Annotated in this window: 24 protein-coding genes and 4 tRNA genes; 14 read left to right on the forward strand and 14 right to left on the reverse strand. The window is 67.7% G+C overall.

The genetic code is table 11. The annotated features are described in order from the left end of the window. Nucleotides 1-11 precede the first annotated feature (11 nt). Genes ACI3KT_RS02900 through ACI3KT_RS02910 form a run of 3 tightly spaced genes read left to right on the forward strand, consistent with a single transcriptional unit; the run spans nucleotide 12 to nucleotide 4,164 of the window. Nucleotides 12-1,634, forward strand: coding sequence for an FAD-binding oxidoreductase (locus tag ACI3KT_RS02900; protein ID WP_404902467.1), 1,623 nt, complete (start codon nucleotides 12-14; stop codon nucleotides 1,632-1,634). Continuing rightward, complete coding sequence (locus ACI3KT_RS02905) at nucleotides 1,635-2,540, forward strand: YegS/Rv2252/BmrU family lipid kinase (protein ID WP_404902470.1); 906 nt, start codon at nucleotides 1,635-1,637, stop codon at nucleotides 2,538-2,540. Next, a complete protein-coding gene (locus ACI3KT_RS02910) occupies nucleotides 2,533-4,164 on the forward strand; it encodes an FAD-dependent oxidoreductase (protein ID WP_404902472.1) in 1,632 nt (543 codons plus the stop codon). Before ACI3KT_RS02905 ends, ACI3KT_RS02910 begins: the two co-directional genes overlap by 8 nt. 95 nt (nucleotides 4,165-4,259) lie before the next feature. On the opposite strand, the gene ACI3KT_RS02915 is transcribed toward ACI3KT_RS02910, so the two are convergent. The 4 genes from ACI3KT_RS02915 to ACI3KT_RS02930 form a co-directional block, all read right to left on the reverse strand. Next, nucleotides 4,260-6,404 carry a 3-hydroxyacyl-CoA dehydrogenase NAD-binding domain-containing protein gene (locus tag ACI3KT_RS02915; RefSeq protein ID WP_404902475.1) on the reverse strand — a complete coding sequence of 715 codons (2,145 nt, stop codon included), beginning with the start codon at nucleotides 6,402-6,404 and terminating at the stop codon, nucleotides 4,260-4,262. Nucleotides 6,405-6,409: 5 nt separating this feature from the next. Further along, the gene (locus ACI3KT_RS02920) at nucleotides 6,410-7,615 is read right to left on the reverse strand and encodes a thiolase family protein (RefSeq protein WP_292909058.1); all 1,206 of its coding nucleotides are present in this window, start codon (nucleotides 7,613-7,615) and stop codon (nucleotides 6,410-6,412) included. 73 nt (nucleotides 7,616-7,688) lie between these two features. Beyond that, nucleotides 7,689-8,882, reverse strand: coding sequence for an HRDC domain-containing protein (locus ACI3KT_RS02925; RefSeq protein ID WP_307297056.1), 1,194 nt, complete (start codon nucleotides 8,880-8,882; stop codon nucleotides 7,689-7,691). Further along, nucleotides 8,875-9,456, reverse strand: coding sequence for a DUF3000 domain-containing protein (locus ACI3KT_RS02930; RefSeq protein WP_292909062.1), 582 nt, complete (start codon nucleotides 9,454-9,456; stop codon nucleotides 8,875-8,877). The genes ACI3KT_RS02925 and ACI3KT_RS02930 overlap by 8 nt, the downstream gene beginning before the upstream one ends. Before the next feature lie 25 nt (nucleotides 9,457-9,481). On the opposite strand from ACI3KT_RS02930, the gene ACI3KT_RS02935 reads away from it, so the two are divergent. Then, nucleotides 9,482-10,639 (forward strand): alpha/beta hydrolase, encoded by a 1,158-nt coding sequence (locus tag ACI3KT_RS02935; RefSeq protein ID WP_404902477.1) that lies wholly within the window; start codon nucleotides 9,482-9,484, stop codon nucleotides 10,637-10,639. Here the strand turns inward: ACI3KT_RS02935 and ACI3KT_RS02940 are convergent. Both ACI3KT_RS02940 and ACI3KT_RS02945 read right to left on the reverse strand, forming a co-directional pair. After that, nucleotides 10,623-11,054: a SufE family protein gene (locus ACI3KT_RS02940; protein WP_404902479.1), complete on the reverse strand. Its 432-nt coding sequence runs from the start codon at nucleotides 11,052-11,054 to the stop codon at nucleotides 10,623-10,625. The two genes, ACI3KT_RS02935 and ACI3KT_RS02940, sit on opposite strands and share 17 nt — an antisense overlap. A 19-nt stretch (nucleotides 11,055-11,073) precedes the next feature. Continuing rightward, nucleotides 11,074-11,967 carry a sulfurtransferase gene (locus ACI3KT_RS02945; RefSeq protein WP_292909068.1) on the reverse strand — a complete coding sequence of 298 codons (894 nt, stop codon included), beginning with the start codon at nucleotides 11,965-11,967 and terminating at the stop codon, nucleotides 11,074-11,076. Between the two features lie 133 nt (nucleotides 11,968-12,100). On the opposite strand from ACI3KT_RS02945, the gene zapE reads away from it, so the two are divergent. From zapE to ACI3KT_RS02960, 3 genes are all read left to right on the forward strand, one after another. Continuing rightward, nucleotides 12,101-13,141, forward strand: coding sequence for a cell division protein ZapE (zapE, locus tag ACI3KT_RS02950; protein WP_292909070.1), 1,041 nt, complete (start codon nucleotides 12,101-12,103; stop codon nucleotides 13,139-13,141). 131 nt (nucleotides 13,142-13,272) lie between these two features. Beyond that, on the forward strand, nucleotides 13,273-14,508 hold the full coding sequence (locus ACI3KT_RS02955) for an ammonium transporter (RefSeq protein WP_292909072.1): 1,236 nt from the start codon (nucleotides 13,273-13,275) through the stop codon (nucleotides 14,506-14,508). 70 nt (nucleotides 14,509-14,578) lie between these two features. Further along, on the forward strand, nucleotides 14,579-15,148 hold the full coding sequence (locus tag ACI3KT_RS02960; RefSeq protein WP_404902482.1) for a type II toxin-antitoxin system PemK/MazF family toxin: 570 nt from the start codon (nucleotides 14,579-14,581) through the stop codon (nucleotides 15,146-15,148). Here ACI3KT_RS02960 and ACI3KT_RS02965 read toward each other — a convergent pair. The 4 genes from ACI3KT_RS02965 to ACI3KT_RS02980 all read right to left on the reverse strand — a co-directional run bounded on the left by ACI3KT_RS02965 (nucleotide 15,114) and on the right by ACI3KT_RS02980 (nucleotide 17,949). Continuing rightward, on the reverse strand, nucleotides 15,114-16,250 hold the full coding sequence (locus ACI3KT_RS02965; RefSeq protein ID WP_307297045.1) for a DUF1611 domain-containing protein: 1,137 nt from the start codon (nucleotides 16,248-16,250) through the stop codon (nucleotides 15,114-15,116). The genes ACI3KT_RS02960 and ACI3KT_RS02965 overlap by 35 nt on opposite strands. A 161-nt stretch (nucleotides 16,251-16,411) precedes the next feature. Next, the gene (locus tag ACI3KT_RS02970; RefSeq protein WP_404902485.1) at nucleotides 16,412-17,029 is read right to left on the reverse strand and encodes a Pr6Pr family membrane protein; all 618 of its coding nucleotides are present in this window, start codon (nucleotides 17,027-17,029) and stop codon (nucleotides 16,412-16,414) included. Nucleotides 17,030-17,082: 53 nt separating this feature from the next. Further along, entirely contained in the window at nucleotides 17,083-17,502 is a 420-nt protein-coding gene (locus ACI3KT_RS02975; protein WP_404902488.1) for a GIY-YIG nuclease family protein, read from the reverse strand. 81 nt (nucleotides 17,503-17,583) lie between these two features. Further along, nucleotides 17,584-17,949, reverse strand: a complete 366-nt coding sequence (locus tag ACI3KT_RS02980) for a cupin domain-containing protein (RefSeq protein ID WP_404902491.1) — start codon at nucleotides 17,947-17,949, stop codon at nucleotides 17,584-17,586. A gap of 189 nt (nucleotides 17,950-18,138) precedes the next feature. On the opposite strand from ACI3KT_RS02980, the gene ACI3KT_RS02985 reads away from it, so the two are divergent. After that, entirely contained in the window at nucleotides 18,139-18,954 is an 816-nt protein-coding gene (locus ACI3KT_RS02985; RefSeq protein WP_404902867.1) for an alpha/beta fold hydrolase, read from the forward strand. 71 nt (nucleotides 18,955-19,025) lie between these two features. On the opposite strand, the gene ACI3KT_RS02990 is transcribed toward ACI3KT_RS02985, so the two are convergent. Continuing rightward, nucleotides 19,026-20,462: an MFS transporter gene (locus ACI3KT_RS02990; RefSeq protein ID WP_404902493.1), complete on the reverse strand. Its 1,437-nt coding sequence runs from the start codon at nucleotides 20,460-20,462 to the stop codon at nucleotides 19,026-19,028. Nucleotides 20,463-20,587: 125 nt separating this feature from the next. Here ACI3KT_RS02990 and ACI3KT_RS02995 point away from each other — a divergent pair, with 125 nt between their 5' ends. Beyond that, nucleotides 20,588-21,493, forward strand: coding sequence for a helix-turn-helix domain-containing protein (locus ACI3KT_RS02995; RefSeq protein WP_404902496.1), 906 nt, complete (start codon nucleotides 20,588-20,590; stop codon nucleotides 21,491-21,493). Nucleotides 21,494-21,594: 101 nt separating this feature from the next. On the opposite strand, the gene ACI3KT_RS03000 is transcribed toward ACI3KT_RS02995, so the two are convergent. Beyond that, nucleotides 21,595-21,670, reverse strand: a tRNA-Val gene (locus ACI3KT_RS03000). 153 nt (nucleotides 21,671-21,823) lie between these two features. On the opposite strand from ACI3KT_RS03000, the gene ACI3KT_RS03005 reads away from it, so the two are divergent. The 3 genes from ACI3KT_RS03005 (at nucleotide 21,824) to ACI3KT_RS03015 (ending at nucleotide 22,117) form a co-directional block, all read left to right on the forward strand. Then, nucleotides 21,824-21,896, forward strand: a tRNA-Gly gene (locus ACI3KT_RS03005). 53 nt (nucleotides 21,897-21,949) lie between these two features. Further along, nucleotides 21,950-22,020 (forward strand) — tRNA-Cys (locus ACI3KT_RS03010). 25 nt (nucleotides 22,021-22,045) lie between these two features. Continuing rightward, nucleotides 22,046-22,117: transfer RNA gene (locus ACI3KT_RS03015), tRNA-Val, on the forward strand. 160 nt (nucleotides 22,118-22,277) lie between these two features. Here ACI3KT_RS03015 and ACI3KT_RS03020 read toward each other — a convergent pair. Continuing rightward, the gene (locus ACI3KT_RS03020) at nucleotides 22,278-23,231 is read right to left on the reverse strand and encodes an alpha/beta fold hydrolase (protein WP_404902505.1); all 954 of its coding nucleotides are present in this window, start codon (nucleotides 23,229-23,231) and stop codon (nucleotides 22,278-22,280) included. Between the two features lie 181 nt (nucleotides 23,232-23,412). On the opposite strand from ACI3KT_RS03020, the gene ACI3KT_RS03025 reads away from it, so the two are divergent. Together ACI3KT_RS03025 and ACI3KT_RS03030 are read left to right on the forward strand one after the other, a co-directional pair. Beyond that, nucleotides 23,413-24,561, forward strand: coding sequence for a sensor histidine kinase (locus ACI3KT_RS03025; RefSeq protein ID WP_404902507.1), 1,149 nt, complete (start codon nucleotides 23,413-23,415; stop codon nucleotides 24,559-24,561). Then, nucleotides 24,558-25,235, forward strand: coding sequence for a response regulator (locus ACI3KT_RS03030; protein WP_404902509.1), 678 nt, complete (start codon nucleotides 24,558-24,560; stop codon nucleotides 25,233-25,235). The genes ACI3KT_RS03025 and ACI3KT_RS03030 overlap by 4 nt, the downstream gene beginning before the upstream one ends. 63 nt (nucleotides 25,236-25,298) lie before the next feature. Here ACI3KT_RS03030 and ACI3KT_RS03035 read toward each other — a convergent pair whose 3' ends face one another. After that, a complete protein-coding gene (locus ACI3KT_RS03035; protein WP_404902511.1) occupies nucleotides 25,299-26,951 on the reverse strand; it encodes a hypothetical protein in 1,653 nt (550 codons plus the stop codon). Nucleotides 26,952-26,970: the final 19 nt, after the last annotated feature.

Here is a 26,970-nt window from a genome sequence, read left to right on the forward strand (position 1 = left end):
CACTGTAACGCATGGGCCACGATGCGGGCAGGGTCGATGACGACTCGGCGATGAGATGGAACGGCTGGGGCGACCCGGCGAAGGCGAGAGATCTGCCGCTTGCTGTCCGGAGTCTTCTGCCGCTGCTGCTGGGGCACACACGAAGGCCAGAGCACGCCGTCGAGATCGAGGATGTGCGCCTGCCGCCGTCTGCGCTGCGCGACGATGATCTGGACGCATTCCGCCGAGCCGTCGGCCGAGAGCACGTCGACGTCTCGGTGGAGGCCCGCGTCCGGCACGCGGGCGGTCGGTCGACACCTGATCTGCTGCGTCGTCGGATCGCGACACAGGATGCGCCGGATGCGGTCGTCCGCCCAGCGGACCACGATGAGGTGACGGTGTGCCTCGAGATCGCCGGTCGGGCCGGCATCGCCGTGATCCCCTTCGGCGGTGGCACGAGCGTCGTCGGCGCACTCACCCCGGAGCGTGGCTCCCACCGTGCTGTAGTGAGCCTCGATCTGCGCCGCCTCACCGGTCTGATCCGACTGGACGAGGTCAGCGGCGAGGCCGTGCTCGCTGCGGGCACGTCTGGACCCGAAGCCGAATCGGCATTGGCGGCGCACGGCCTCGAACTCGGCCACTTTCCGCAGAGCTTCCGTTACGCGACGATCGGTGGATTCGCCGCCGCGCGTTCGTCGGGGCAGAACTCCGCCGGCAACGGTCGCTTCGACGCGATGGTCACCGGCATCCGCGTCGCAACGCCGACTGGCGAGATCGATCTCGGTCGAGCACCCGGCTCGGCTGCCGGGCCCGACCTGATCCGCGTCTTCCTCGGGTCGGAGGGCATCTTCGGCGTGATCACAGAGGTGCGGGTGCGCGTGCACCCGATTCCTCACGGCCGTGTTCTCGAGTCCTGGTCGTTCACCGACTTCGCCAGCGGTGTCGAGGGGCTCCGTCGGATCGCGCAGCAGGGCGCGGGACCCACCGTCATCCGCCTGTCTGATGAAGCCGAGACGGCGGTGAGCCTCGCCCAGGTCGGCCGGATAGGCAAAGCGCTCGCGAAGGGAGCCGGAGTCGTCACGGTGTACGAGGGCGACGGGATTCCCGAGCGGCGCGCCCGCACCCGAGCACTGCTCGAAGCGGCGGGAGGCGTCTCCGCCGGGGAAGGGGCCTCGGAGGGGTGGCTGAAGGGCCGCTTCGAGGGGCCGTATCTGCGCGACGCGCTGCTCGACGCCGGCGTCTTCTGTGAGACGCTCGAGACCGCCGCGACCTGGTCGAACCTGCACGCGCTGCGCGCGGCCGTCGAGAAGGCGCTGAAGGGCGGATTCGCGGATGCGGGAGCCAGGTCGTACATCATGTGCCATGTCTCGCACATCTATCCCACCGGAGCCTCTCTGTACTTCACGGTGCTGGCCGGGGTGCGCTCCGACATGCTGGCCACGTGGGAGCCGATCAAGGCCCGGGTCAACGACACGATCATCGCCGGCGGCGGTACGATCAGTCATCATCACGCCGTCGGACGGGATCACGCCCCCTGGCTGGAGAGGGAGATCGGAGAGACCGGCATCCGCATCCTCGCCGCGATCAAACGGGAGCTCGATCCGCAGTGCATCATGAATCCGGGCGCCGTGATCGCCGTCGAACGGACGAGCTGAGTGACCGAGCACATCGCGGTGCTCGCGAATCCCTTCGCAGGCAAGGGACGCGGTCGCAGGGCGTCGGCCATCGCTGTCGCGCACCTGCGGGCGCGCGGAGCCGAGGTGCGGGTGTATGCGGGGGCCTCGGCAGCCGATACGGCTCGACTCGCCGCCACGGCGATCGACGAGAGTCCGCGCACGCTGGTCGTGGTCGGCGGTGACGGCACTCTTGCCGGAGTGCTCGAGGTGGTTTGTGCGGCTACGGTCCCTGTCGTCCTGGTGCCGGCAGGTACGGGCAACGATCTGGCTAGAGCACTGCGGCTGCCGCGCGAAGACGCCGCGGCCGCGGCCGAACTCGCCCTCACCGGGGAGCGCAGGGCCATCGACGTCGGCGAGGTGCGCACGACTTCAGGTGCCCGGAAGTTCCTCACGATCGCGGCTCTCGGATTCGACGCGAAGGTCAGCGACCGCACCAACCGGCTGCGCTGGCCGCACGGCGCGCCGCGCTACTACCTCGCACTCCTGATCGAGCTCGCCCGCCTGCGTCCCATGCTGTTCACACTGTCGATCGACGCGGAGCCGCCGAGGATCGCTCCCGGCACGCTGATCGCGGTCGGCAGCACGTCTAGCTACGGCGGCGGAATGCCGGTGTGCGCGGGCGCCCTCCCTGATGACGGTCTGCTCGACGTCGTCCATGTTGCACCGCTCGGGCGGATGCGTCTGCTGCGTCTTTTCCCTCTGATGCTCCGAGGAAGGCATCTCGCACGTCCGGAGGTGCTCCATCGACGGGCACAGACGGTGACGGTGTCGGCGCCGGGCCTCGTCGTGTACGCCGACGGCGAGCGGACGGGCGAAGACGAGTGCACGATCTCGCTGCTGCCCGCCGCAATCACCCTGATGGTCCCGAAGGAGAGCCATGACTGAGTTCGACGAGGACGTCGTCATCGTGGGGTCCGGATTCGGCGGCTCGGTCGCCGCCCTCCGACTCGCAGAGAAGGGCTATCGGGTGCGGGTGTACGAGGCCGGCCGGCGCTTCGAGGACGAGGACTTCGCGAAGACAAGCTGGAACGTGCGTCGCTACCTCTGGGCGCCGGCCGTCGGATGCTATGGAGTGCAGCGCATCCACCGGCTGCCGCACGTGATGATCCTCGCCGGGGCCGGCGTCGGCGGTGGATCCCTCAACTACGCGAACACGCTCTACCAGCCGGGCTCGGCGTTCTTCCAGGACTCGCAGTGGCAGCGCATCGCCGATTGGGAAGCCGAGCTCGCACCGCACTATTCGACCGCGAAGCGGATGCTCGGCGTCGTCGAGCATCCGCACACGGGTCCCGTCGAACGCATCATGAAAGGCGCGGCAGAGGATCTGGGAGTCGGATCGACGTTCCGCCACGCGCCGGTCGGGGTGTGGTTCGGCAAGCCGGGGGAGCGCACCCCCGATCCGTTCTTCGGCGGTGAGGGGCCGGAGCGCACCGGCTGCACGCTGTGCGGCAACTGCATGGTCGGATGCCGGATCGGCGCCAAGAACACCCTGATGAAGAACTACCTCGCCCTCGCCGAGCGACGGGGAGTCGTCATCGAGCCGCTGCGGAGCGTGACGGAGGTGCGTGAGCTGCCCGGCGGTGGCTTCGCCGTGACGACGCAGCGCAGCGGCGCGTGGATCCGGCGCTCCTCGCGCACGGTGAGAGCCCGTCAGGTCGTGCTCGCGGCGGGGACGTGGGGAACGCAGCAGCTGCTGCACCGGATGAAGGCATCCGGCGCGCTGCCCCGGATCTCGGACGCGGTCGGACGCCTGACGCGCACCAACTCCGAGGCCCTCGACGGCGCGATCGCCACCAAAGTCCCGGAGTCGCTGCAGCTGGCGCGGGGCGTGGCGATCACGACGTCGTTCCACGTGGACGAGCGGACGCACGTCGAGAATGTGCGGTACGGACCCGGCTCGAACCTCATGGGGGCGCTCGCGACCGCACTCGTGCCCGGCGATAGTGGACTCGCGGGGCGTCTGGGGAGCCTGGTCACCCAGGTGTTCACGGCGCCCGTGCGGCAGTTCCGTCTCGGGAACCTGCGCCGCTGGAGCGAACGCGGCATCATCGCGCTCGTGATGCAGACCGCCGATAATTCCCTCACGCTCTCACTGCGGCGAAAGTTCGGCCGCCTCGTCATGACGAGCGCTCAAGGACACGGCGAGCCGAATCCCAGCCACCTGCCGCAGGCGCACGTCGCGGCGGCGGCGATCGCCGCCCGGGTCCAGCGGGACGGGAGCGAGCCGGCCGAGGCGCGCGGGTCCTGGCCCGAGGTGTTCGGCATTCCGCTGACCGCGCACTTCCTCGGTGGTGCCGTGATCTCCGCCGGGCCCGACGCGGGCGTCATCGACCCCTACCATCGGGTCTGGGGCCACCCGGACCTCCACATCGTCGACGGCTCCGCCGTGCCGGCCAACCCCGGAGTGAACCCGTCGCTCACGATCACCGCGCTCGCGGAGAGGGCGCTGTCGCACTGGCCCCGCGCCGGCGAGCCCGACCTGCGCCCTGTGCAGGATTCCGGGAGATGAGCGTGGAGCGTCCGCGATGAGGACGGAGGGTGGCGAGCGCTGCCGACCACACGACGAAGGGGCCGCATCGATCGATGCGGCCCCTTCGTGTGCTGTCAGCGGCTTTCGGTGCCGCGGATCTGCGGGGTGTGGAACGAGCCGCCGAAGGCGCGCTCCGAGGCGCCTTCGCGGTCGAGGTAGGGCGATGCGCCACCGTCGATGAACGGCCATCCCGCGCCGAGGATCAGGCACAGATCGATGTCCTCGACCTCGGGCACCACGCCCTCGTCGAGCATCAGCTTGATCTCTGTGGCGAGTCCGTCCTGTACACGCTGCAGGATCGTCGCCGCCGTCGCCGGCGTCTTGCCCACGGCCGGCTTGACGACCTTCTCGGCCTGCTTGGTCCAGCCCGTCACGCGGCCGCCCTTGTCCTTCTCGACGACCGCATCCAGAGCCGCGAGCTCGTGGAAGTTCTCGTTCGCGTAGAAGCGGTCGGGGAACGCCTTCACCATCGTGTCCTGCACGTGGGCCGCGACCTTCCAGCCGACCAGATCGATCAGCTGGAACGGACCCATGGGCAGTCCGAGCGGGCCGAAGGCCTTCTCGACATCGGCCACCGGCGTGCCCTCGTAGACGGCACGCGCGGCTTCGCCCATGACCTTCGCGAGCAGACGGTTCACGACGAAGCCGGGGGCGTCGGCGGTGAGCACGGCGTTCTTCCCCAAGCCCTTGGCAACCACGAACGCGGTCGACAGCGCGGCATCGGCGGTCGAAGGCGTCTTCACGATCTCGATCAGCGGCATCACCGCGACCGGGTTGAAGAAGTGGAAGCCGACGAGGCGCTCGGGGTGAGCCAGCCGCGATCCGATCTCCTCGACCGAGAGCGACGAGGTGTTCGTCGCGAGGATCGCGTCCTCGGCGATGATCTTCTCGATCTCGCCGAACACCTGCTGCTTGACGCCGACCTCTTCGAACACGGCCTCGATCACGAAGTCGCAGTCCGAATAGAGGCTCTTGTCGGTCGTGCCGGTGACCAGTCCGCGCAGCTTGTTCGCCGAGTCGGCATCCAGCCGGCCCTTGGCTTCGAGCTTGCCGATCTCCTCGTGGATGTACGCGACGCCCTTGTCGACGCGTGCCTGGTCGAGATCGGTGATGAGCACGGGCACCTGCAGCTTGCGCACGAACAGCAGCGCGAACTGGCTGGCCATCAGACCGGCGCCGATGATGCCGACCTTGGTGACCTTCTTCGCGAGCGCCTTGTCGGGGGCGCCGACCGGACGCTTCGCTCGCTTCTGCACGAGGTCGAACGCGTACATCGACGCGGCGAACTGATCGCCGGTCACGAGCTCGGCGAGCGCCTCGTCTTCACGGGCGAAGCCCTCGGCCTTGGTCCCGCTCTTCGCCTTGTCGAGGAGCTCCAGGGCGGCATACGGCGACTTCGGCACGGTGCCGATCTTCGACTCGAGCATGCCGCGCGCCATCTTGATCGCGATCGGCCACTTGGTGAGGCGCTCGATCTTGCCCGGCTCGTTCTTGCGCTCGACCTTCTTGCCGCCGAGGACCGCATCGGCCCAGGCGAGCGAATTCTCGAGGTAGTTCGCGGCGGGGAAGATGGCGTCGACGACACCGAGATCGAACGCCTGCTGCGGCTTCAGCATCCGGTTCTGCTTGAGCGGGTTCGAGATGACGACCTCGAGCGCGTTCTCGATGCCGATCAGGTTCGGCAGCAGATACGCGCCGCCCCAGCCAGGGATGATGCCGAGGAAGACCTCGGGGAGGGCGATGGCTGCTGCGGAGGCGTCGACCGTGCGGTAGGTCGAGTTCAGCGCGATCTCGAGGCCTCCGCCGAGCGCGAGGCCGTTGACGAACGCGAACGACGGCACACCCAGCTCGGACAGCTTGCCCAGAACCTTGTGGCCGAGCTGCGCGATCAGGCGGGCGTTGTCTCGCGAGCCCACCTTGCTGATGTCGGACAGGTCGGCGCCGGCGGCGAGGATGTACTGCTTGCCGGTGATGCCGACCGCCTGGATCTCTCCTGCAGCGGCACGGCCCTTGAGGCCATCCAAGGTCTCGCCGAGCTCAGTGAGCGTGGCAGGGCCCAGGGTGTTCGGGCGGGTGTGATCGCGCCCGTTGTCGAGCGTGATGAGGGCGAGCACCTTGCCGGAGGCGAGCCGGATGTCGCGCACGGGGGAGTGCGTGATCACCTCGCCCTCGGTGAGCGCCTGGATGGGGGAGAAGTCGATCTCGTCGTAGTTCGTCATCTCGACTACTTCCTCTTCTTGCCGTCGTAGTGCGGGTTCTCCCAGATGACCGATCCGCCCTGGCCGAGGCCGACGCACATCGCCGTGAGTCCGTACCGGACGTCGGGTCGCTCCGCGAACTGCGCCGCGAGCTGGATCATCAGACGCACGCCGGATGCCGCGAGCGGGTGGCCGAGCGCGATCGCGCCGCCCCACTGGTTGACCCGGGGGTCGTCGTCGGCGATGCCGAAGTGGTCGAGCAGAGAGATCACCTGGATGGCGAACGCCTCGTTGAGCTCGAACAGGCCGATGTCGGAGATCTGCAGACCGGCCTTCTTCAGAGCCTTCTCCGTCGACGGGATCGGGCCGATGCCCATGATCTCCGGCTGCACGCCGGCGAACGCGAACGAGACCATGCGCATCTTCGGGGCGAGGCCGAACTCCTTCACGGCGCCGCCGCCGGCGAGCAGCGACATCGTCGCACCGTCGGTGAGCGGCGAGGAAGTGCCGGCCGTGACACGGCCGTGCGGACGGAACGGCGTCTTGAGGGCCGCGAGGTCCTCCATGGTGGTCTGGGGACGCCGACCCTCGTCTTCGGAGGCCAGGCCCCACGCGCCCTCGGCGTCCTTGATGGCCACCGGCACCAGATCGGGCTGGATCTTGCCGGCGTCGTAAGCGGCCTGCACCTTGTGCTGGCTGAGCATGCCGAAGCGGTCGGAACGCTCCTTGGTGAGGTGGGGGAAGCGATCGAAGATGCGCTCGGCGGTGACGCCCATGTTCAGCGCACCGGGGTCGACCATGCGCTCCGCGACGAACCGCGGGTTCGGGTCGGCGTTGCCGCCGATCGGGTGGTGGCCCATGTGCTCGACGCCGCCGGCGAGGGCGAAGTCGTACATGCCGACGCCGATCGACGCCCCCATCGTGGTGACGCTCGTCATCGCACCGGCGCACATGCGCTCGACGGCGAGACCAGGCACGGTCTGCGGGAGACCCGCGAGGATCGCCACCGAGCGTCCGAGGGTGAGGCCCTGATCTCCGGTCTGCGAGGTCGCGGCGATCGCGACGTCGTCGATCCGATCGGCCGGGACGGCCGAGTTGCGTTCCATCAGGCCGATGGTCGCCTTAACGGCGAGGTCATCTGCGCGGGTGTTCCAGTACATGCCTTTTTCGCCGGCGCGCCCGAAGGGGGTGCGCACTCCATCGACGAAGAAGACGTCCGAGATCTCGGCCACTCTGCCTCCAAGTTTGTGCGGTGCCCTCAGTCTAGGAAGGGCGCGGAGGCGGGAAGAATCGGTTGGATCGAACCTACGAAGCGGGTGGTGCGGGCTCGTCAACCGATTGCGTCGCCTCTACAAAGGCGTCGGCGATCTTCTGTGCAGTCTGTGCAATCTGCCAGGGGCGCGCGCCCAGTGCAGCGAGAGCTGCGCCGAGCTCGTCGGCAGTCGTGCCGGGCAGATCCCAGGCGATGCGCCGCAAGAACTCGGGGGTCAGCAGGTTCTCAGTGGGCATCCCCAGTTCCTCGGCTGTCGCCTCGACGACGGGACGGGCCGCCTTCAGCCGAGCATCCGCCTCCGGATTGCGGTCCGACCACGCGCGCGGTGGGGGAAGCGTGTCGCTCGGCACGCGCTCGCGGGGAAGCTCCTCCGTCGCGCGTCCGTCGACGATCGCCTGCCACCAGCGATCGATCTGCGTACGACTGGCTCGTCCCTGGAACTCCTTGATCCCGGCGAGGGCCGACTTGCTCTGCGGGTTGCCGAGAACGGCAGCGACGAGCGAACGATCGGGCACCAGGCGGCCGGGGGAGACGTCCTGCTCCTGCGCGAAGGCCTCGCGGGCGCGCCACAGTTCGCGCGCGACGGCCAGGTTTCGCGAACCGCGAACCTGGTGAAGTCCGCTGAGACGCCGCCAGGGGTCCTCGCGAGGAGGCTTCGGCGGGCGGCTCAGCGTCGCGGCGAACTCCTCGGCGGCGAACCCGGTCTTGCCCTGCTCCTCGAGCTCCGCGGTGAGGACCTCCTGCACGTCGATCAGGTGCAGGACGTCGAGCGCCGCATACTCGAGCCAGGCTGCAGGCAGCGGCCTGGTCGACCAGTCCGCTGCGGAGTGCTCCTTCTTCAGCACGATGCCCAGCGTGTCCTCGACCACGGCGCCGAGTCCCACGCGCTCGTGTCCGAGCAGGCGGGAGGCGAGTTCGGTGTCGAAGATGGTCGCGGGCTCCAGGCCGAGCTCACGCAGGGAGGGAAGATCCTGGCTCGCGGCATGGAACACCCACTCGGCATCGCCGATCGCCGTCTGCAGAGGAGCGAAATCCCCGATCGGGGGCGGATCGAAGAGGAAGACGCCGGCGCCCCGGCGGAAGACCTGCACGAGGTAGGCGCGCTGCGAGTAGCGGAACCCGGATGCTCGTTCGACGTCGACCGCGACGGGTCCCGTCCCGTCTGCGAGTGCGGCGCAGGCCGCGAGGAACTCCTCGGCATCCGAGATCACGGAGTATTCAGTCACGTGCAGCCTTTCGCGCGCCGATCACGGCGATGCCCTCGGAACCGGGCGGAAGACCCGCCAGCATTCCGACCAGTTCGGCCCACGCTTCGACGTGCGGTCGGAAGGGGCCCTCTGGTGTCCAGGACGCCCGCAATTCTATCTGGGCGCCGTCGCCTTCCACGGCGAGGCCGCCGAATCCCTTCGAGAGGGTCTTGGTCGAGGTGCCTGACGCCGAGTGGTAGACGGCGCCCCGGGAGTCGAGCGCGTCGACGAGCCACGACCACGCGACATCGGCGAGAAGCGGGTCGGTGCCGATCTCGGTCTCGAGCGGCGCCTGCGCGAACAGCACGATCCGCCAGGGACCGTCCCAGGCCGCCGGGCCGTCGGGATCGTGCAGCAGCACGAACCGTCCCGTGCCGTACACGGACTCGCCGTCGTCGTCCGGACGAACGTCCGCCGCGAGGGCGATCGCGAACGGCGCCAGCCCCTGTGGTGTCGGGATCTCGCGGACGGTGATGTCGGCGCGGAAGGCGGTATCGCGAAGCTCCGCCACGGCGGCGTCGAATTCGCTCCCGGCATCGGGGTGTCCTGTCACGGCAACAGGCTAGAGTCAGGAAGCGATGAAGAGTCTCAGGCACGCCGTTGCGCTCCTTGTCCCCGCGCTGCTGGCCTTCGGGGCGGCCGTCGCCGCTCTGCTCGTGTTCGGCACGGCTCGCAGGGTGGTGAGCGTCGGCAAGCGCGTGCCCGATGTGGTCATCCGCTCGGTCGACACCGGAGCTCAGACGATCGAGTTGCAGCGCACCCTCGACACGGAGCTTCCCGGACGCTACGGGCTGTTCACGACGGGGACCTATGGCTACGTGAAGCTGGGCGCGGTGCTGAGCGCCGACGCGACGACGGTGCGGCGCAAGCTCCTCACGCAGATAGAGCCCGGCGCAAAGGTCGACCGCGGGGCGTTGTTCAGCGGCTGGTACTACTCGACTCCGAGTGAGCTGCATGTGCCGTGGGAGAACGTGCTGATCGGCTCGCCGGCCGGGCCGTGCCCCGCGTGGTACTTTCCCGGCGCTTCCTCGACGTGGGTGATCCAGGTGCACGGACGGGGCACGATGCGCGCCGAGTGCTTGAGAGCCGTTCCCGTGCTCCACGCCGCCGGGCTTCCCAATCTCGTGGTGTCGTACCGCAACGACGGCGAGGCTCCGCGCAGCAGAGCGGGCGCCTACGCCCTGGGGTCGGCCGAGTGGCGCGACATCGATGCCGCGATCTCCTACGCGCTGCGTCACGGGGCGGAGAACATCATCCTGATGGGATGGTCGATGGGCGGTGCGATCTCGCTGCAGACCGCAGTCAACTCCGCGAACCGCGACCGGATCGTCGGCCTCATCCTGGAGTCGCCGGTCGTCGACTGGCGCACGGTCCTGCGTTTCCAGGCGCGGGAGACCGGTCTGCGCGCGCCGCTGCCTGCTCTCGCCATGGGGGCGCTCGAAGTCCCGCTGATGGCGAAGCTGAGCGGCGCGGACGACGCGATCTCCTTCGATCGGCTCGACATGGTGGCACGCGCGGAGGAGCTCTCCGCGCCGATGCTCATCCTGCACAGCGACGACGACGGCTTCGTGCCGTCCGACGCCTCACACGCCCTGCAGCAGGCGCGTCCCGACCTCGTCACGATGCCGCACTTCACCGTCGCGCGGCACACCAAGATCTGGAACTACGACCAGAACGGGTGGACCGCCGCGATCGACGGCTGGCTCGCCGAGCAGGGATTCAGCGCTTCTGCGTGACCTGATTCTTGGCGCGCATCAGCATCCCGGTCATCCCGCCGATGCGCAGGGGAGATACGGCCTTGGTCAAACCGATCGTCTGCGGGTAGTCGGAGGGGATCGCGAGGACCTCGTCGGGTGTGAGGCCCGCGATGCCCTGCACGAGGATGCTGGCGAAGCCGCGCGTCGTGGGCGCCTCAGCCGGCGCCGTCGCGTGCATCGTGACGATGCCGTTCTCGATCTCCAGGTGGATGTAGACCGGCGACTGGCATTCGGCCACGCGCTCGTACATCTCCGGGTGCGCCGCGACCTCGTCGGAGACAGGAGGCAGCTCGTCGGCGAACTCCAGCAGGAGCAGCAGACGATCGGCCTCCGGGGTCTCCAGGAAGGCGTCGCGGATCTCGGCGAGAGAATCGGGAACGTGCGAGGTGCTCATCCCTGTCATTCTCACACGGTCAGAGCGAACCGGGCTCCGTGCCCGTGACGATCGGCACCCGCACGGCGCTGCCCCATTCGGTCCACGAACCGTCGTAGTTGCGGACGTTCTGGAAGCCCAGCAGGTGCTTCAGCACGAACCACGTGTGGCTCGAACGTTCGCCGATGCGACAGTACGCGACGACCTGATCGCCGTCTGCGAGGCCGGCGCCTTCGCGGTAGATCGCCTCGAGTTCGGTACGCGGCTTGAATCCGCCGTCCTCTGCGACGGCCTTGCCCCACGGCACCGACTGCGCCGTCGGAATGTGGCCGGCGCGCAGCGCGCCCTCTTCGGGGTATGCGGGGGCCGTCGTGCGCTCACCGCTGTACTCCTCGGGAGAACGGACGTCGATGAGCGGATTGCCCAGGTGTGCGAGCACGTCGTCCTTGTACGCGCGGATGACGGAATCGTCGCGTTCGACGACGGGATACTCCGTCGGGGGGCGATTCGTGGTCTCTCGGGTGATCTCGCGGCCCTCCGCGATCCAGCGATCGCGACCGCCATCGAGCAGACGCACGTCCTCGTGGCCGAACAGCGAGAACACCCACAGCGCGTACGCCGCCCACCAGTTGTTCTTGTCGCCGTAGATCACGACGGTGTCGTCGCGTGAGATGCCCTTCCTGCCGAGGAGCGCAGCGAAGCCCTCGCCATCGACATAATCCCGCACGACGGGGTCGTTGAGCTCGGTGTGCCAGTCGACCTTCACGGCGCCGGGGATGTGGCCGGTCTCGTAGAGAAGCACGTCTTCATCGGACTCCACCACGACGAGGCCAGGCGCGTCGAGGTGGGCGGCGAGCCAGTCGGTGGTGACGAGCCGACCGGGTTCGGCGTACTCGGCGAACTTGGCGGAAGACGAATCGAACTCGATGGCCACAGGGATCTCCTCAGACGGTGAGCGCGCGTGATGACGCAGGCGATGACGGCGTAGTGTTGAGCCGTCCCTTCGGCGATAGATCCCCGCTGCACCCCCGGCACCGGATTCGTAAGACTTCGACACAGGAAATCCGATGACTGACACCGCGAGCAGCCCCCGCGTCGTGCACCTGACCGAGCGCCAGCCGACCGTCACGGGTCCCGAGATGCTGGCGAGCCTCGTGCCTCCGCCCCAGTTCGACGGCGCCACCTTCGACAGCTACCGCGCGGACGCCGCTCACCCCTCGCAGGAGGAGGCGAAGGAGACCCTGATCCGCTTCGCCGGTCGCGGTGCGCCGGTCAAGCGCGGGGGGCTCTTCAGCAGGGCGAAGAAGGAGCCCGACGTCAAGCCCGGGGTGTACCTCGACGGAGGGTTCGGCGTCGGCAAGACGCATCTGCTCGCGTCGATCTATCACGCCATGCCTGCCCGGAGGAAGTACTTCGGCTCGTTCATCGAGTACACCGCGCTCGTGGGCGCGCTCGGGTACAAGAACACGGTCGATCTGCTCAAGGGGGCGGACCTGCTCTGCATCGACGAGTTCGAGCTCGACGATCCTGGCGACACGATGGTGATGACCCGTCTGCTCGGCGAGCTCGTGCCCACCGGCACCAAGCTCGCTGCGACGTCGAATACGCCCCCGAACGCGCTCGGCGAGGGGCGTTTCGCCGCCCAGGACTTCCTCCGCGAGATCCACGCCATGTCCGACAGCTTCCAGACGCTGCGCATCGACGGCGTCGACTTCCGTCAGCGGGCGCTCGACGGACACGCGGTGGTGTCGTCCGCGGAGGAGTACGCGCGCACGATCGACGCGGTCGCGGCTCAGGGCACGGCATCCGACGACTCCTTCTCCGCGGTGATCGCGCATCTCGCCCGCGTGCACCCCTCGCGCTACCTCCGAGTCATCTCGGGCATCGAACTGGTCGGGCTGCGCGATGTGAGCGTGCTGACCGACCAATCGGAGGCGCTGCGCTTCGTCGCCTTCGTCGACCGCGTGTACGACGCGCAGATCCCGATCGTCGCCACCGGAGTCAGCCTCGATCAGGTCTTCGCCGAGGAGATGCTCGGGGGCGGATACCGCAAGAAATACCTGCGCGCGATCTCGCGTCTGAACGCGCTCACGCACGCAGAACGCTGAATGTGCGGCCCGTGTAACGCGATGTTCACATGGCAGGGCCCGCTGTAACCTCGACGCAACAAACTTCACGCTTTCCGGAAATCGGGCATCGCCACACTGAAGCTCACAGTTCCCGAATGTGAGGTTTACACATGGATGCACCCGGCAACATCTCCTGGGCGATCACAGCCACAGCCCTTGTGCTGCTGATGACCCCGGGCGTCGCCTTCTTCTACGGAGGGCTCGTCAAGGCCAAGAGCGTCATCAGCATGATGATGATGAGCTTCGGCTCGATCGGCCTTGTCGCGGTCCTCTGGATCCTCTTCGGCTTCTCGATGAGCGCGGTGGAGAGCCCCACCCAGTTCGCCGGCAATCCGTTCGCCGACTTCGGCCTGTCGAGTCTCGCGGCTGGTGACGGTTCGAACGTCGCGCTGCTCGGAGTGGCATACGGTGCGACCTTCGCGATCATCACCGTCGCCCTGATCTCCGGCGCGATCGCCGATCGTGCGAAGTTCGGATCCTGGCTGATCTTCGCCGGCGTGTTCGCCACGGTCGGCTACTTCCCGGTCGCTGCCTGGGTCTGGGGCGGCGGCTGGATCATGAACCTCGGTCCGGCGCTGTTCGGTGAGGACGCCGGCATCAGCGTCATCGACTATGCCGGTGGCACCGCCGTGCACATCAACGCCGGCGCTGCGGCGCTCGCTCTCGCGATCGTCCTCGGCAAGCGCATCGGTTTCCAGAAGGGCATCCTGAAGCCGCACAACGTGCCGCTCACGCTTCTCGGCGCGGCCCTGCTGTGGTTCGGCTGGTTCGGCTTCAACGCCGGCGCCGAGTGGCTCGCGGAGGACATGGGCGGCGTCGGGCTGATCGGCCTGAACACGCTGGGCGCCACCGCCGCGGCCATCCTCGGCTGGATCCTCGTCGAGCGCATCAAGGACGGCAAGGCCACCTCGGTCGGCGCGGCTTCTGGTGCGGTCGCGGGTCTCGTCGCGATCACCCCGGCGTGCGCCAACCTGACGCCCGGTTGGTCCCTGCTGCTCGGTGCACTCGCCGGCATCATCTGCGCTCTCGCGGTCGAGCTGAAGTTCCGCCTCGGGTTCGACGACTCGCTGGACGTCGTCGGCATCCACCTCGTCGGCGGCCTCTTCGGAACGCTGTACCTGGGCCTGTTCGCGACCGGCACCGGCCTGTTCGTCGGCGGTGACTTCCGTCAGTTGGCCGTGCAGGCGATCGCCGCGATCGGCGTCCTGGTCTACTCCTTCGTCGTAGCCTTCGTCATCGGCTTCGCGATCGAGAAGACGATCGGGTTCCGCATCACGAACGAAGACGAGATCGCCGGCGTCGACCAGGTCGTGCACGGCGAAGAGGGATACGCCCTCGTCGAGTGACCTGACCGCAAGCGCCCCGGACACCGCGAGGGTCCGGGGCGCTTCTGCGTGCGGCGGCTAGGGTGAGCGAGTGGCTAAATCGAACGGCATCGTGTCGGCACTCCTCGACATCCTGCTCGCCGTCGTCCGACCAGGGCGCACGCAGGAATCGAATCCCCAGCGGCCGCGGGCGCATCTGCGGAAGGAGACGACGACGGATGCCGTCGTCGATCCCGGCCGCGCCGCGGGAACCGCGACCATGAGCATCGATCCCGACGGCATCCGCGATCTCCGAATCGCCTACGCGCCCGATCGCGATGGCGCGCCCGATGCCGGCGAGGTCATCTGGACCTGGGTGCCCTACGAGGAGAACGACGGCCGAGGCAAGGATCGCCCGGTTCTGGTGATCGGGCGTCAGTCCGCAGAACGTGTCTACGCGGTGCGGATGACCAGCAGGGCGCACGACGGCGACAGAGACTTCCTCTCGATCGGCAGTGGCGCCTGGGACTCGCAGGGACGCGAATCGTGGGTCGACATCGAACAGCTCTACAGCGTGCACGAGCAAGGACTGCGCCGTGAGGCAGCCGTTCTCGATCGGCCGCGCTACGGCCGCGTCGCCCAGGCGCTCAGCCGACGATACGGCTGGTCAGCCGCGGGCTGAGAGACGGGAAGGCCTGCAGAACCATCTCGACGAGCTGACTCTTCGGACGCGTGAGCGGGTCGGTCGCGGGCACCCCGAGGTCGAGTTCGATCTCGTCGATCGCAGCCGAGAGCTGTTCGTCCGTGAGGTTCTCGTGGTTGACGGTGATGCCGATCACGCGCGTATCGGCGAATGCTTCGATGAGAGCCACTTCGCTCGCGACAGAGGGCATCGGCATCATCGGGAAGTCGCCGAGGACCCGGCGGCCCGGCGCATGCTGGACGATCACGGCTTCGGGACGGCTGCCCCGGAGTATGTGCGCGGACGTCAGGTAGGCAGGATGGCTGAGCGCGCCCTGCCCCTCCACGACGATCACGTCGGGGTCTTCGCCCTCGAACGCCGCTACGACCTGGTGCTCGACCTCGCCCGAGCAGAACTGCGGAACGAGGGCGTCGAGCGCTACGCCGTAGCGCCCGCCCTGAATGATCGTCGTCTGTCCCGTGCCGACGAGCACGGCGCGGATGCCGTGGTCGTTGAGCGCCTGGACGAGAAGGGTCGCGGTCGTGCGCTTGCCGATGGCGCCATCGGTGCCGAGCACGGCGATCCGTGGGCAGGCGACGTCGAAGATCCGGCCTGTGAACAGGTGCAGATCCTTCGTGTCCTTCGGCCGGCGCACATCGGTGATCGTGACGCCCGCGGCCAGGCTCGCGGCGACGAACTCGACATCGTCGCCGAGGAACTCGTGCAGGCCGTTGATGATGTGCATGCCCCGGGCGATGCCGTCGAGGAGCACCACGCGCTGTTCCGCGGAGAGAAGCCCGTCGGCGGGTGCGACGCCGCAGATCAGGTAGTCGGGCACGCGACCGGCGTGGACGACGGCCTGGGCCAGGTTCGCGAGGATCGGGATGCCGTTGGGCGATCCGTCGAGGAACTCACCCGCGTCCTGGAATGCGCAGGTGCTGTCGATGACGCTGAGGATCTCGTACTTCTCGGAATGCCTGACCAGGCCGTTGGCGGTCTTTCCGTCCTGCTCACCGAACTGGCCCTCGCAGTAGACGACGGCGGTGGAGCCGGCCGGAAGGATGGACGGCTCGAGAGAGCCGAGGGGAGTGTGAACGGGCATGGTGTGCTCCTAGGATCACCCAGAGGAGGCGACGGAGAACGAAATGGCCGATGCGGGCCCGTTGGTCGACAAGAAGTCTTCCCTGACGTCGGCAAGATACCGACGCGCTCACCGTAGCAGTCGCGGCTGGGACCCAGCCGCGAGGGTCCGAGGCGTCAGCCTCAGCGCCTCGCCGGGAGGCGGCTGAGGGTCCAGGTGAGAACTGCAGCGAGCAGAAGGGCGACGAGCAGTGCGAGGACCGTCATGGACAGCTGCGCGGGACCTCGATCCGGCAACAGGAATCCGTAGGGAACCCAGCCGTCGGTCGCGCCGCGCAGCAGTGTCACGGTCAGCCACAGCAGCGGATAGGGGAGCATGAGCCAGATCCACCGCCAGGGGAGGGGCGGCCTGTCGGCGATGAGGGCCCAGTCGAGCACCAGCAGGACCGGGAGAACGAGGTGGAGGGTGGCGCTGACCCACACGGGCGCGGAACCCGTTCCAGGGACCACGAGGTTGTAGATGGCGGCCACGATGATCATGCAGGCCACTGCGATGCCACGGGCCGCGTGCATCGCGGTAGGTGTCTCTCGGTTGCCGAGGGCCTGAGCGCCTGTGGTGATCAGCAGGACGCCCGTCAGCAGACTCGTGAGATTCGTGAAGTAGCCGAAGTAGTCGAGGGGACTCGCGCCCTGCGCGGGAATCCCGATCGTGTAGGTGTAGAGCAGGATGCCGATCACCGCGGTACCGAGCGCGACCCGTGCGATCGCGATCGATCTCGAGGTCGTGGGCCGATGAGTCACGGGTTTCACCCTACGACCTCGCGTTCATGCCCGACTATGCACTCGCTCGGCGGTCAACCGCGCAGAGCGTCGCTGAGCCACCTCGCGTAGAGAAGCCAGGGGTCACCCTGCGCGCGGAGGCCGGCTGTGTGGGCTCGCAGATCGTCTGCGAGCGTGAACCATTCGCCTCCTTCACGCAGGGCGGCGAACTCGCGGTGGCGCTGCTGTTCGATGCCGCGTCCGCCGCGTTCGAAGGCGAGCAGCTCGTCATGGCGGATGCTGGCCAGGCGCTGCCGTGGGCGACGACTCGTCCCGATCTTCACGCGGCGGTCGTAGCGCAGGTAGTACACGACCTCGATGACCGGCCGCGGGAGTTCGAAGTCAGGGGCGTCGCCGTACCGCCAGCCGCAGGCCGAGCACACCCAGGCATCCTCGACGCGGGTGCCGTGCGGCTGGCCGCAGAGGTTGCACGGTCCGGGAAGACGCTCGTTCACCAGGTGCACACTATGCAGGGCCTCCGACACCCCACGCGAGCCGACGGTGGAGAAGGCGTCGTCGCAGGGTGCGGTCGGCGGCTACCCGATCTCTCGCAGCTCGGACGTCCGGTCGCCGCCTGCGTCGCCCGTGTTGACCGTGCCCTGGGGCTCGAACAGGACCGCCTCGACCTCTCCGTCTGCCTTGGGGCAGTGCTCGACGCCGCGCGGCACGACGAACACGTCGTGCGGATTCAACACGACATCCCGGTCGCGAAGCTGAATCGTCAGCCGCCCGCTCATCACCATGAACAGTTCATCGGTGTCCGGGTGGGTGTGCCAGACGAACTCGCCCCGCAGCTTCACCACCTTGACGTCGTAGTCGTTGATGCTGACGAGTCGGTGAGGCTGCCAGGGCTCGGAGATCGTCGAGAGGGCTTCGTCCACGTTGCGAACGTCGTCTGTCATGGCCGAAGTCTAACCAGGGGAGGTTCTGCGGACCGCGCTGCGATCGGAGCCGAGGGCTCGCGGCCCGCCTAATCTGAAGGCATGGCTTTTGTCGACCGAAGCGCTCGGCTGTCTGCGGGGGAGATCACTGCGCTGCCCCGCCAGGCTCTCAAAGCAGCGCCCGGGAGCGAGTGAACAGTGTTCGAGTCGTTGACGCGAGAGTTCCGGTGGCGTGGCCGGACGGTCCGGTGGGATCGTGGCGGGTCTGGGCCAGCCGTCGTCTTTCTTCACGGAACGCCCTGGTCGTCACAGCTGTGGGCGCCGATCGCTGCCACTCTCGCGGGTCAGTTCACGGTCTACCTCTGGGACATGCCGGGTTACGGCGCCTCCTCCAAGGACGCTTCTCATCCGGTCGACCTCGGTGTGCAGGGCGAACTGTTCGCCGATCTGCTCGAGCACTGGGGCCTCGAACGTCCGCATGTGGTCGCACATGACTTCGGAGGGGCGGTGGCTCTGCGTGCGCGGCTGCATCATGGAGCGGAGTATCAGTCGCTGTGCCTCGTCGACGTGGTCGCGCTCTCGCCATGGGGATCTCCGTTCTTCAGGCTGGTCAAAGAGAACGTCGCCGTATTCGAACAGCTGCCTCCGAACGTGCATCGTGGTGCGCTCGAGGCCTACATCGGCGGTGCGAGTCATCGCGGGCTGCGCCCCGACGATCTGAGCGTGCTCGCCGAACCATGGCTCGACGCGACCGGTCAGGCAGCTTTCTACCGGCAGATCGCCGAAGCCGACGAGCGCTTCACCGAGGAAGTCGAGCCGCACTACGGCGACATCGATGAACCGGTGCACATCATCTGGGGCACGGAGGATTCCTGGATCCCGAGTGACCGGGCGCAGCGTCTCGGCGAACTGATCCCCCACGCGTCGGTCGTGCTGATCGAGGAAGCGGGACACCTCATTCAACTCGATGCGCCGGCGGCACTCGCCGCAGAGCTCGGCAGGTGGTTGAGCCGGGTCGACCGATGAAGACTGTGCCGGGCTAGGCGCACACGCCGCTGTCGCGTCTGCCTGCCTCATCCCACCGAGCCCGGTCCGCCTCAATTCTCCTGCGGACGTAGGAAGACCCAGATGGCGGCGGCTGCGGCGAGACAGATCCCGCCGTTCACCCAGATCGCTGTGGTGACTCCGGAGAGCACCGCGTCCGACGACGCGGCGTCGCTGCGCAGGACCACGACGGCCAACACGGCGCTCATGACGGGTGTGCCGAGTACGATTCCCACCTGCTGGCTCATGGTGGCCAGTCCTGTGCCCAGACCTTGGTCCTGAGCTCGGAGTCCCGACGTGGCGGTGACCATGAATCCGACGATCACGACGAGGTTCGCCACGCCGCCGATGAAGGTGACGCCGAGCAGCAGCCAGGCGGATGCCGCGGCATCCGACAACAGCGCGAGCGGCATCGTCGCGAAGCCCTGGATGACGAAGCCGCCCACGATCGCCGCCTTGCTGCCGAAACGCGCGATGATCCGGGGGCCGACGAGACCGCCGATCACCGTCCCGATGCCCAGAGCCGCGAACGAGAGCCCCGCGGCGAGTGGGGTGTACCCGAGCACCTTCTGCAGATAGATCGTGAGCAGGAAGACGAGCGAGGTCTCCGTCGCGAAGGCGAGGACCCCGGCCACGTTGCCCCATGCGACGTTCGGTCGGACGACGATCGGCAGCGGCACCAGGGGGAAGGGCGATCTGCGTTCGATGAGCACGAACGAGCCGAGAAGGAGGACGGCGAGGGCCAGGGAGATGAGGGTGATCGATCCCGTCCACGATGACTCCGCCGCGGAAGTGAGCCCGAACACCAGGGCGAGCAGCCCGAGAGTCACGGTGATCGCGCCCGGGATGTCGAGCGCGGTCCGCCTGGTCCTGCGGCTCTCCTGCAAGACCACGGGAGCGACGACCAGCACCGCGACGGCGATGGGCACGTTGATGAGGAACGCCCAGCGCCAGGAGAGGAGGTCGGTGAGGAATCCTCCGAGAATCGCCCCGGTGGTGAAACCGGCGGCCATGAGGGAACCGTTCAGTCCCAGGGCCCTGTCTCGGGTCCGCCCCTCGGCGAAGGTTCCCAGGAGCAGGGACAGCGCTGCCGGAATGACGATCGCCGTGGCGAATCCTTGAGCGACCCTGGCGGCGAGCAGGAGCTCGGCGGTCGTGGCGAGACCACCGAGGAGAGATCCGGCGCCGAGGAGGACCATTCCGATCAGGAACATCCGACGGCGCCCCGCCAGATCAGCGATGCGGCCCATGAGCAGGGTGAACCCGGCGGCGCAGAGCGCGAACGAGGTGGCGATCCACTGCAGATTCTCGATGGTGAACCCGAGGTCGGCGCCGATGGCGGGCAGGGCGACGTTGAGCACGGAGAAGTCGACCGCGAGCGTGAAACTCGCTGTGAGCAGCACGACGAGCGCGATCCGCTGCTTGCCCGTCATCCCGGGCGGGTGCTCCGGGGAATCGATGTCCGCGGTGAGGGAGTTGTTCGTGGTCATGACGTGCCTTCCTGAAGTGGACCTGTTCGACAGGATCTCGGCACTGGAGACTGTCAACCACGCCCGCTCGTGCCTAGCACTGGCAGGGACAGGCACTGTGTTCGAGGAGAGCAGATAATGAGGTGATGACACACGCAAGCGAGCTCGGCGAGTTCCTCCGATTGCGCCGTGCGGCTCTGCAGCCGGAAGATGTCGGTGTCGTGGGTTACGGCATCCGACGCGTGCCAGGGTTGAGGCGCGAGGAGATCGCGATGCTCGCGGGCGTGAGCACCACGTACTACACACGCCTCGAGCAGGGGCAGAGCGTCAACGCCTCGGAGTCGGTCATCCAGTCCATCGCCCGAGCGCTGAACCTCACGGCGGATGAGCGCATCCACCTGTTCGACCTGGCTCGGGCGCGGTCGGCTCCGCGGCGCAGGCCTCCGACGAAGCCCGATCGCGCACGCCCCGGCACGCTGAGACTGATCAACTCCCTGCCGAACACGCCCGCGGTGATCATCGGCAGACGCAGTGAAGTGCTCGGATGGAACGCTCTCGGCCATCGGCTCGTCGCGGGACATCTCGACGTCGACAGCCCGGCGCATCCCGAGACTCGCCCTAACACCACTCGCATGATGTTCCTGGACGACCACACGCGCGAGCTCTACGGGCGCTGGGACGAAGAGGCCGAACGGGCCGTCTCGTCGTTGCGCGTCCTGGCCGCGAAAGACCCCGACGACATCGAGATGACCGCGCTCGTCGGTGAGCTGTGCCTGAAGAGTCCGGAGTTCGGTCGGCTCTGGGCAAGGCATCCCGTCACCGCCTGCGTGTCGGGCGCCAAGTACTTCCAACATCCGGATGTGGGGGATTTCGAACTCGCGTTCGAGGTGCTGAGCCCGCCCGATGAACCGATGCATCGCGTGCTGCTGTTCACGCCCGAACCCGGATCGGCGGCCGAGAGGGCAGTGCAGCTCTTGGCTCGAGAAGTCGAGCTCGCGGAGGACGCCGAGCAGTGGCCGCGGGGGAGAGCGGGCCTCGGATCAGACCGCTGAGCCACTCGACCACGTGCCTTGAGAACCCGAGATGTCGGTGCAGATCCCGAAGAAATCGCAGCGTGGATGCAGGAACGCCCCCGGAAGGACCGGGGGCGTGATGGTGGGCGATACCGGACTCGAACCGATGACCTCTTCCGTGTGAAGGAAGCGCGCTACCAACTGCGCCAATCGCCCATACCTTGCGGGTACGTCAACCGATACTACCCGACGCTCAGAGGCTCAGATGACCAGAAACCGAGACACGCGCGAGATTCGGTTCTGGTTTTGACAACGGCCGAACGTCGGCTAATGTTTATCAAGTGCTCGGGGCGATAACCCGGGAACAACGCGGATGTAGCGCAGTTGGTAGCGCACAACCTTGCCAAGGTTGGGGTCGCGAGTTCGAGTCTCGTCATCCGCTCAAGTGCAGGGGCTCTCTTCGGAGGGCCTTCAGCACGTGGGGTCAATCCACACGGTGGCGTGGCCGAGCGGCTAGGCACCGGCCTGCAAAGCCGTTTACACGGGTTCGAATCCCGTCGCCACCTCGCATAAACTGAATAGCCCACTTGGGCGCGATTGGCGCAGCGGTAGCGCGCTTCCCTGACACGGAAGAGGTCACTGGTTCGATCCCAGTATCGCGCACAGAGAAAACCCCCGGTTTCCCCGGGGGTTTTTCCGTTTCACAACGGTGCCGACCGGTGCGGGCAAGCGGCGTTTGGGTCAGCTATGACGGGCGCGGAGGACCGCCTGATCGCATGCGGGGCGGCATTCGGCGATCGGGCGGTTTCCGACAGCCCGAGACTCAGCTTGCGTCCGGCATCCGCGCTGATTCCCATCTACGGAGCTCTTCCGCGATGCGCGGTGACTGCGTGTGGTGCAGATAGTGACCGCCGACGAGAGGGACCACGGTGCCGTCGGCCACGGCTGCGGCCTGACGATCGTGCAACGCCAACCAGTCTGGGCTCGCCTCGTCGTCTTCGCGGACGAAGAGCAGCAGCGGCAGGTCTTCGGGGAACTCCGTGCCAAGCGCGCGGGAGAAGTTGATGCGGATGTGCGCCATCTCGTTCAGGTAAGTGGGTGCGAGGGAGTTCCGATTCGCGAGGAGCGCCATCTGGACCTGTGACTCGTGAGAGAACACGGACTCGTCGTACTCGGCTCCTCCGAAAGCGGCGGCGAGGCGCACCAGGCCCAGATTCTTCGCGGCGCCGAGAAGTCCGGTCGGGAACTGCGTATCCATGTGGGGCTGGCCGGGCACGCTCGAATCGATCCCGACGAATGCGGAGACCTCGTCGGGGAAGCGCTCAGCGAACTCGATCGCATACAGCCCGGCGATGGAATGTCCCATCAGCGCATAGCGATCGATGTCGAGTTGTGCGAGCGCGGCATGCACCTCGGTGACGATGTTCTCGGTCGTGCGCTCCCGATCGGTGCCGTCGCTGAGCCCGTAGCCGAAGGGCTCGACGACGATGACCCGATGATCCTCGCTGAGTTCGGCGACGAGCGGAGCGAAGTCGAGGGCGGGTGAGGCAGTCCCGAATCCGGGCAGGAGCACGACGTCCTGCGGCCCATCCCCGGTGATGACGACGTTCATCTCCTGGCCGTTCACCGAGATCAGCTGTCCGTAACCGTCGATCCGCTCCTTCTCGATCCCGGTCGCCACGACATTCACGATCGTGGTGGTCGTGAGACCCACAGCGACCACGGCCATGACAGCAGCCACGGCGACGAGCGCCTTCTTCTTCGCAGATTTCTTCATTTCAGACTTCTTCATCTCAGACCTGTCCCGGCACACGAACTGCGCACCATCGTTCCAGCGTGCGCTGGCTGCGGGGATGTCGCATCGCCCTCCGGTGGACATCGGTGTACCGCGTTCGTGGTACGGGAAAGTCATCCTGCAGGTGGAATCGCCGTGCTGTCGACCGGGGAATACTGGAGGGATGCCGCCTCGCCTCCGCTCCGGACCCGTCGGGCGCGTGACCGATCTGATCACGGTCGGGGTCATCGTCTTGTTCGTCGTGCTGCCGTACCCGGAAGCGGTGTTCCGCACCGCCGCTCCGCTGCTGCCGGTCGCCCTGCTTCCGGCCATCGCGATACTCTTCCGGCGCGGCTGGCCCCTGACCGTCCTCGCGCTGAGCCTGACATGCGCCATCATCCTCTCGTTCACGGGCCAGGTATCGCCGAGTTCGCTCATCGCCGTGGCCGTCAGCGCCTTCGCGGTCGCCGATCTGCGCGGCCGGATAGCGGGCGTCATCGCGGTGTCGACCGCGGCGGGTGCGGTCTTCCTCTCCAGCGCCGCTCCGCTGGGCGGTGACTTCTTCGATGCGCGCACCCTCCAGTTCGTCTTCGTCATCGCCCTGGCGGGCGCGCTGGGCGATGCGACCCGTTCCCGACGCGAGTTCGCGCAGGCGATGACGGAGCGCGCGGAGCGTGCCGAACGCGGACGTGACGACGAGGCTCGGCGCCGTGTGGCCGAGGAGCGTGTGCGCATCGCACGCGATCTGCACGACGTGGTGGCTCATCAGATTTCTGTGATCAGCTTGAGCGCCGGGGTGGCGAGCTCGGCTCTCGACGCTCGACCGGAGCGCGCCCGAGAGGCGCTGGCGACGATTCGGAGTGCTTCGCGCACCGTGCTCGCCGACATCGGCGGACTGATGGCTCTCCTGCGGTCGGATGACCGCGGCGATGCCAGCGATCTGCATCCGCAGACGGGTCTCGCGGGAACAGCCGATCTGATCGCGCAGTTCGCTGATGCCGGGATGCCTGTAGAACTGCACGACGAGTCCGGCGGAGCGCTCGTCTCACCTGCGAGCGACCACGTCGCCTATCTCGCACTGCGAGAGGGCTTGACGAACGCCCACAAGCACGGCGACGGCGCAGCGGTCGTCGTGCGGCTGAAACGTCGAGACGGCGCACTCCACCTCGAGATCCGCAATGGTCTGGGACACCGTGGCGCCTCCACCGCAGGCGGGCATGGACTGCTGGGTCTCAGGGAGCGGGTGGCCGCCGTGCGGGGCGATGTGCGCGCGGAGCGCGCGGATGACGGGTTCCTGCTCACGGTGCGACTTCCCGTGGCAGGGGCGGCATGATCTCCGTTGTCGTCGCCGACGACCAGCCGCTCATCAGACAGGCCGTCCGCGACATTCTCGGCGACAGCGGCATCCGGGTCGTCGGCGAGGCCGCAACCGGCAGGGAAGCGGTCCGCGCGGTCGAGCGCGATGCTCCGGATGTCGTGCTGATGGACATCCGGATGCCGGATCTCGACGGCATCGCCGCCACGGCGGAGATCTGCGCGAGCCACGACGGGGCGCACACTCGGGTGCTGATCCTCACGACCTTCGAAGAGGACGAGTACGTCGTGGCGGCGCTCCGTGCGGGGGCGAGCGGCTTCATCGGGAAAGGCGCCGAACCGGAGGACATCGTGCGTGCGGTCCGCACCATCCATCGGGGTGAGGCGCTGCTTTCATCCACGGCCACGCGCGCCCTCATCGAGCGATCGCTGCACAGGAGCGACGTACCTCCGGCGACGTGGGGACAGGAGCGCCTGGCGGCCCTCACCGTGCGCGAGCGCGAGGTTCTCCTGCTCGTCGCCGGGGGACGGACGATTCAGGAGATCGCCGATGTGCTGACGATCTCGCCTCACACCGCGAAGACCCATGTGAACCGGATCATGACGAAGAGCGATGCTCGTGATCGAGCCCAGCTCGTCATCCTCGCCTACGAGTCCGGTCTCCTCACGCCTGGCGACGGATCAGCTGCCTGATACCCGTGCAGGGGACGTCACGACCGATTCGAGGAGGTCATGCGCGGCTGACCACCGCACTGTTCACCGCTTCGACCGCTTGCGCGCGCCGAGGAGCACGGCTCCGACTCCGACGAAGAGCAGGACTCCCGCGGTGCCGATCGCAGCGGTCGGGACGTCCGCACCCGTGGTCGCGAGAGCTCCTCTCACGACCGTGCCCGGGGGAGTCGCGGTGACGGTGGTCATCGGTCGCGGGGCTATGGCGATCTCGGCGTCCGCGATCTCCGCTTCGACCGTGATCTCCGCGTTTCTGGGTACGGTGCCCAGCACGGTCCCGTGCCAGGTGATCGACCCTGGGGGCGGCCCGGTGGACGTCGCGCCGTAGACGTAGGTGAAGGTCACCGTGGCGCCGGGCAAGACCGCGCCCTTCCACTCCACCCCGCTCGGGATCGTCGTGGCCGATCCGGCGTCGGCCGCAGCGTGTGACAGCTCCACATCAGCATGCGAGTTAGAGAGCACATCGGCGGCGCGTACGTCGAGTACCGCGTTGCCGGTGTTGGTCACGGTGACGGTCACGAGCCCACTCGCCTCGCCATCTGTCGCCAGGTCTGGCGTGATGGTTCGGCTCGCAGAGAGAGCCGGGATGAGCCTGGTCGCCGACATGGCGCCGCCGGAACTGGCGAAGAAGGCGAGAGTCGACGGGCCCCCGACGCCGTCGCCGCCGTTCTCGTGCCCAGAGAGGGGACCGGTCACGATCCGGGTTCCCGCGCCGAAGACCTCGCGTGCAGGGGGCGGGAGAGCAGGGTTCGACGCCTCGAAGAACGCAGCTCCTGTGGAGACGAGGTCGTAGGCCTGCTCCACGACGATGTACCCGTCCGGCGGATCCGGGACTGTGATGCCGAACACCCGTCCGCCGTCGTGGGACTCCTGCTCATCCAGGGTGTACTCGACGCCGGGTCGCCATGCGGCGGACTGATCGGTGAATCCGGCGAGCGACGACGGAAGCTCCTCGACGCCGAAGATCCGAGTGGCGCCCGTGACCGGTTCAAGGGTGCCGTTCCAGGTGTCGACGCCGCCCACGCCGATCCATTGACCGCCGTCGGCGTGGAAGTCGGGTATAGCAGGCACGACGGAGCGCGCGAGGAAACGCAGAGAACCGGACGGGCTCGGCGACCACGTGCCGACAGTCCCCGAGGAGTTCCAGGGGATGGCCGAATACGAGGCGCTGAGCGGGAACGAGACGCCGGACGACGTCGCTTCGGCGTCGACCAGCGTCTTCCCCGGTCCGACCGAATCGGCGCTCACGAAGACGCCGAGAGTCGCCCGGAGATCGACGAAGGAAGCGGCGGCGGTCGAGTACGTGATCGTGATCCCGTGGCCGTCGGGCGAGACGGCGTACGTCGCGAGCTCCACACCGTCGTCATCGTGCAGTGCTCCCGCTGCGGCCGCTGCGGTGAGATTCGGGGACAGATCGAGGTGCACGGTCCCGCCGGGCACCGGGGCGGGCTCGGTCAGTTCGACGCGCAGCGCCCACGTCGGATAGGCGGTCGACGGCCACGATGCCTCCCCGGGGAAATACGGCTCGAGAGACACCTCAGTGATCGGCGATCCCGTCACTGCGGAAAGCGCAGATGGCTCAAACGCGGATGCCGTCTGCACGAGCGTCGTGAACGGTGCGCAAGCGAGAAGGAGGACTCCGCTCATCGCGATCGCGAGGCGGGGAAGCGTGAAGCGCATACGAGCCATTCCGTGGTGA

Origin of the sequence: Microbacterium sp. ZW T6_19 (assembly GCF_044987465.1) — a bacterium.
Lineage (GTDB): Bacteria > Actinomycetota > Actinomycetes > Actinomycetales > Microbacteriaceae > Microbacterium > Microbacterium natoriense_A.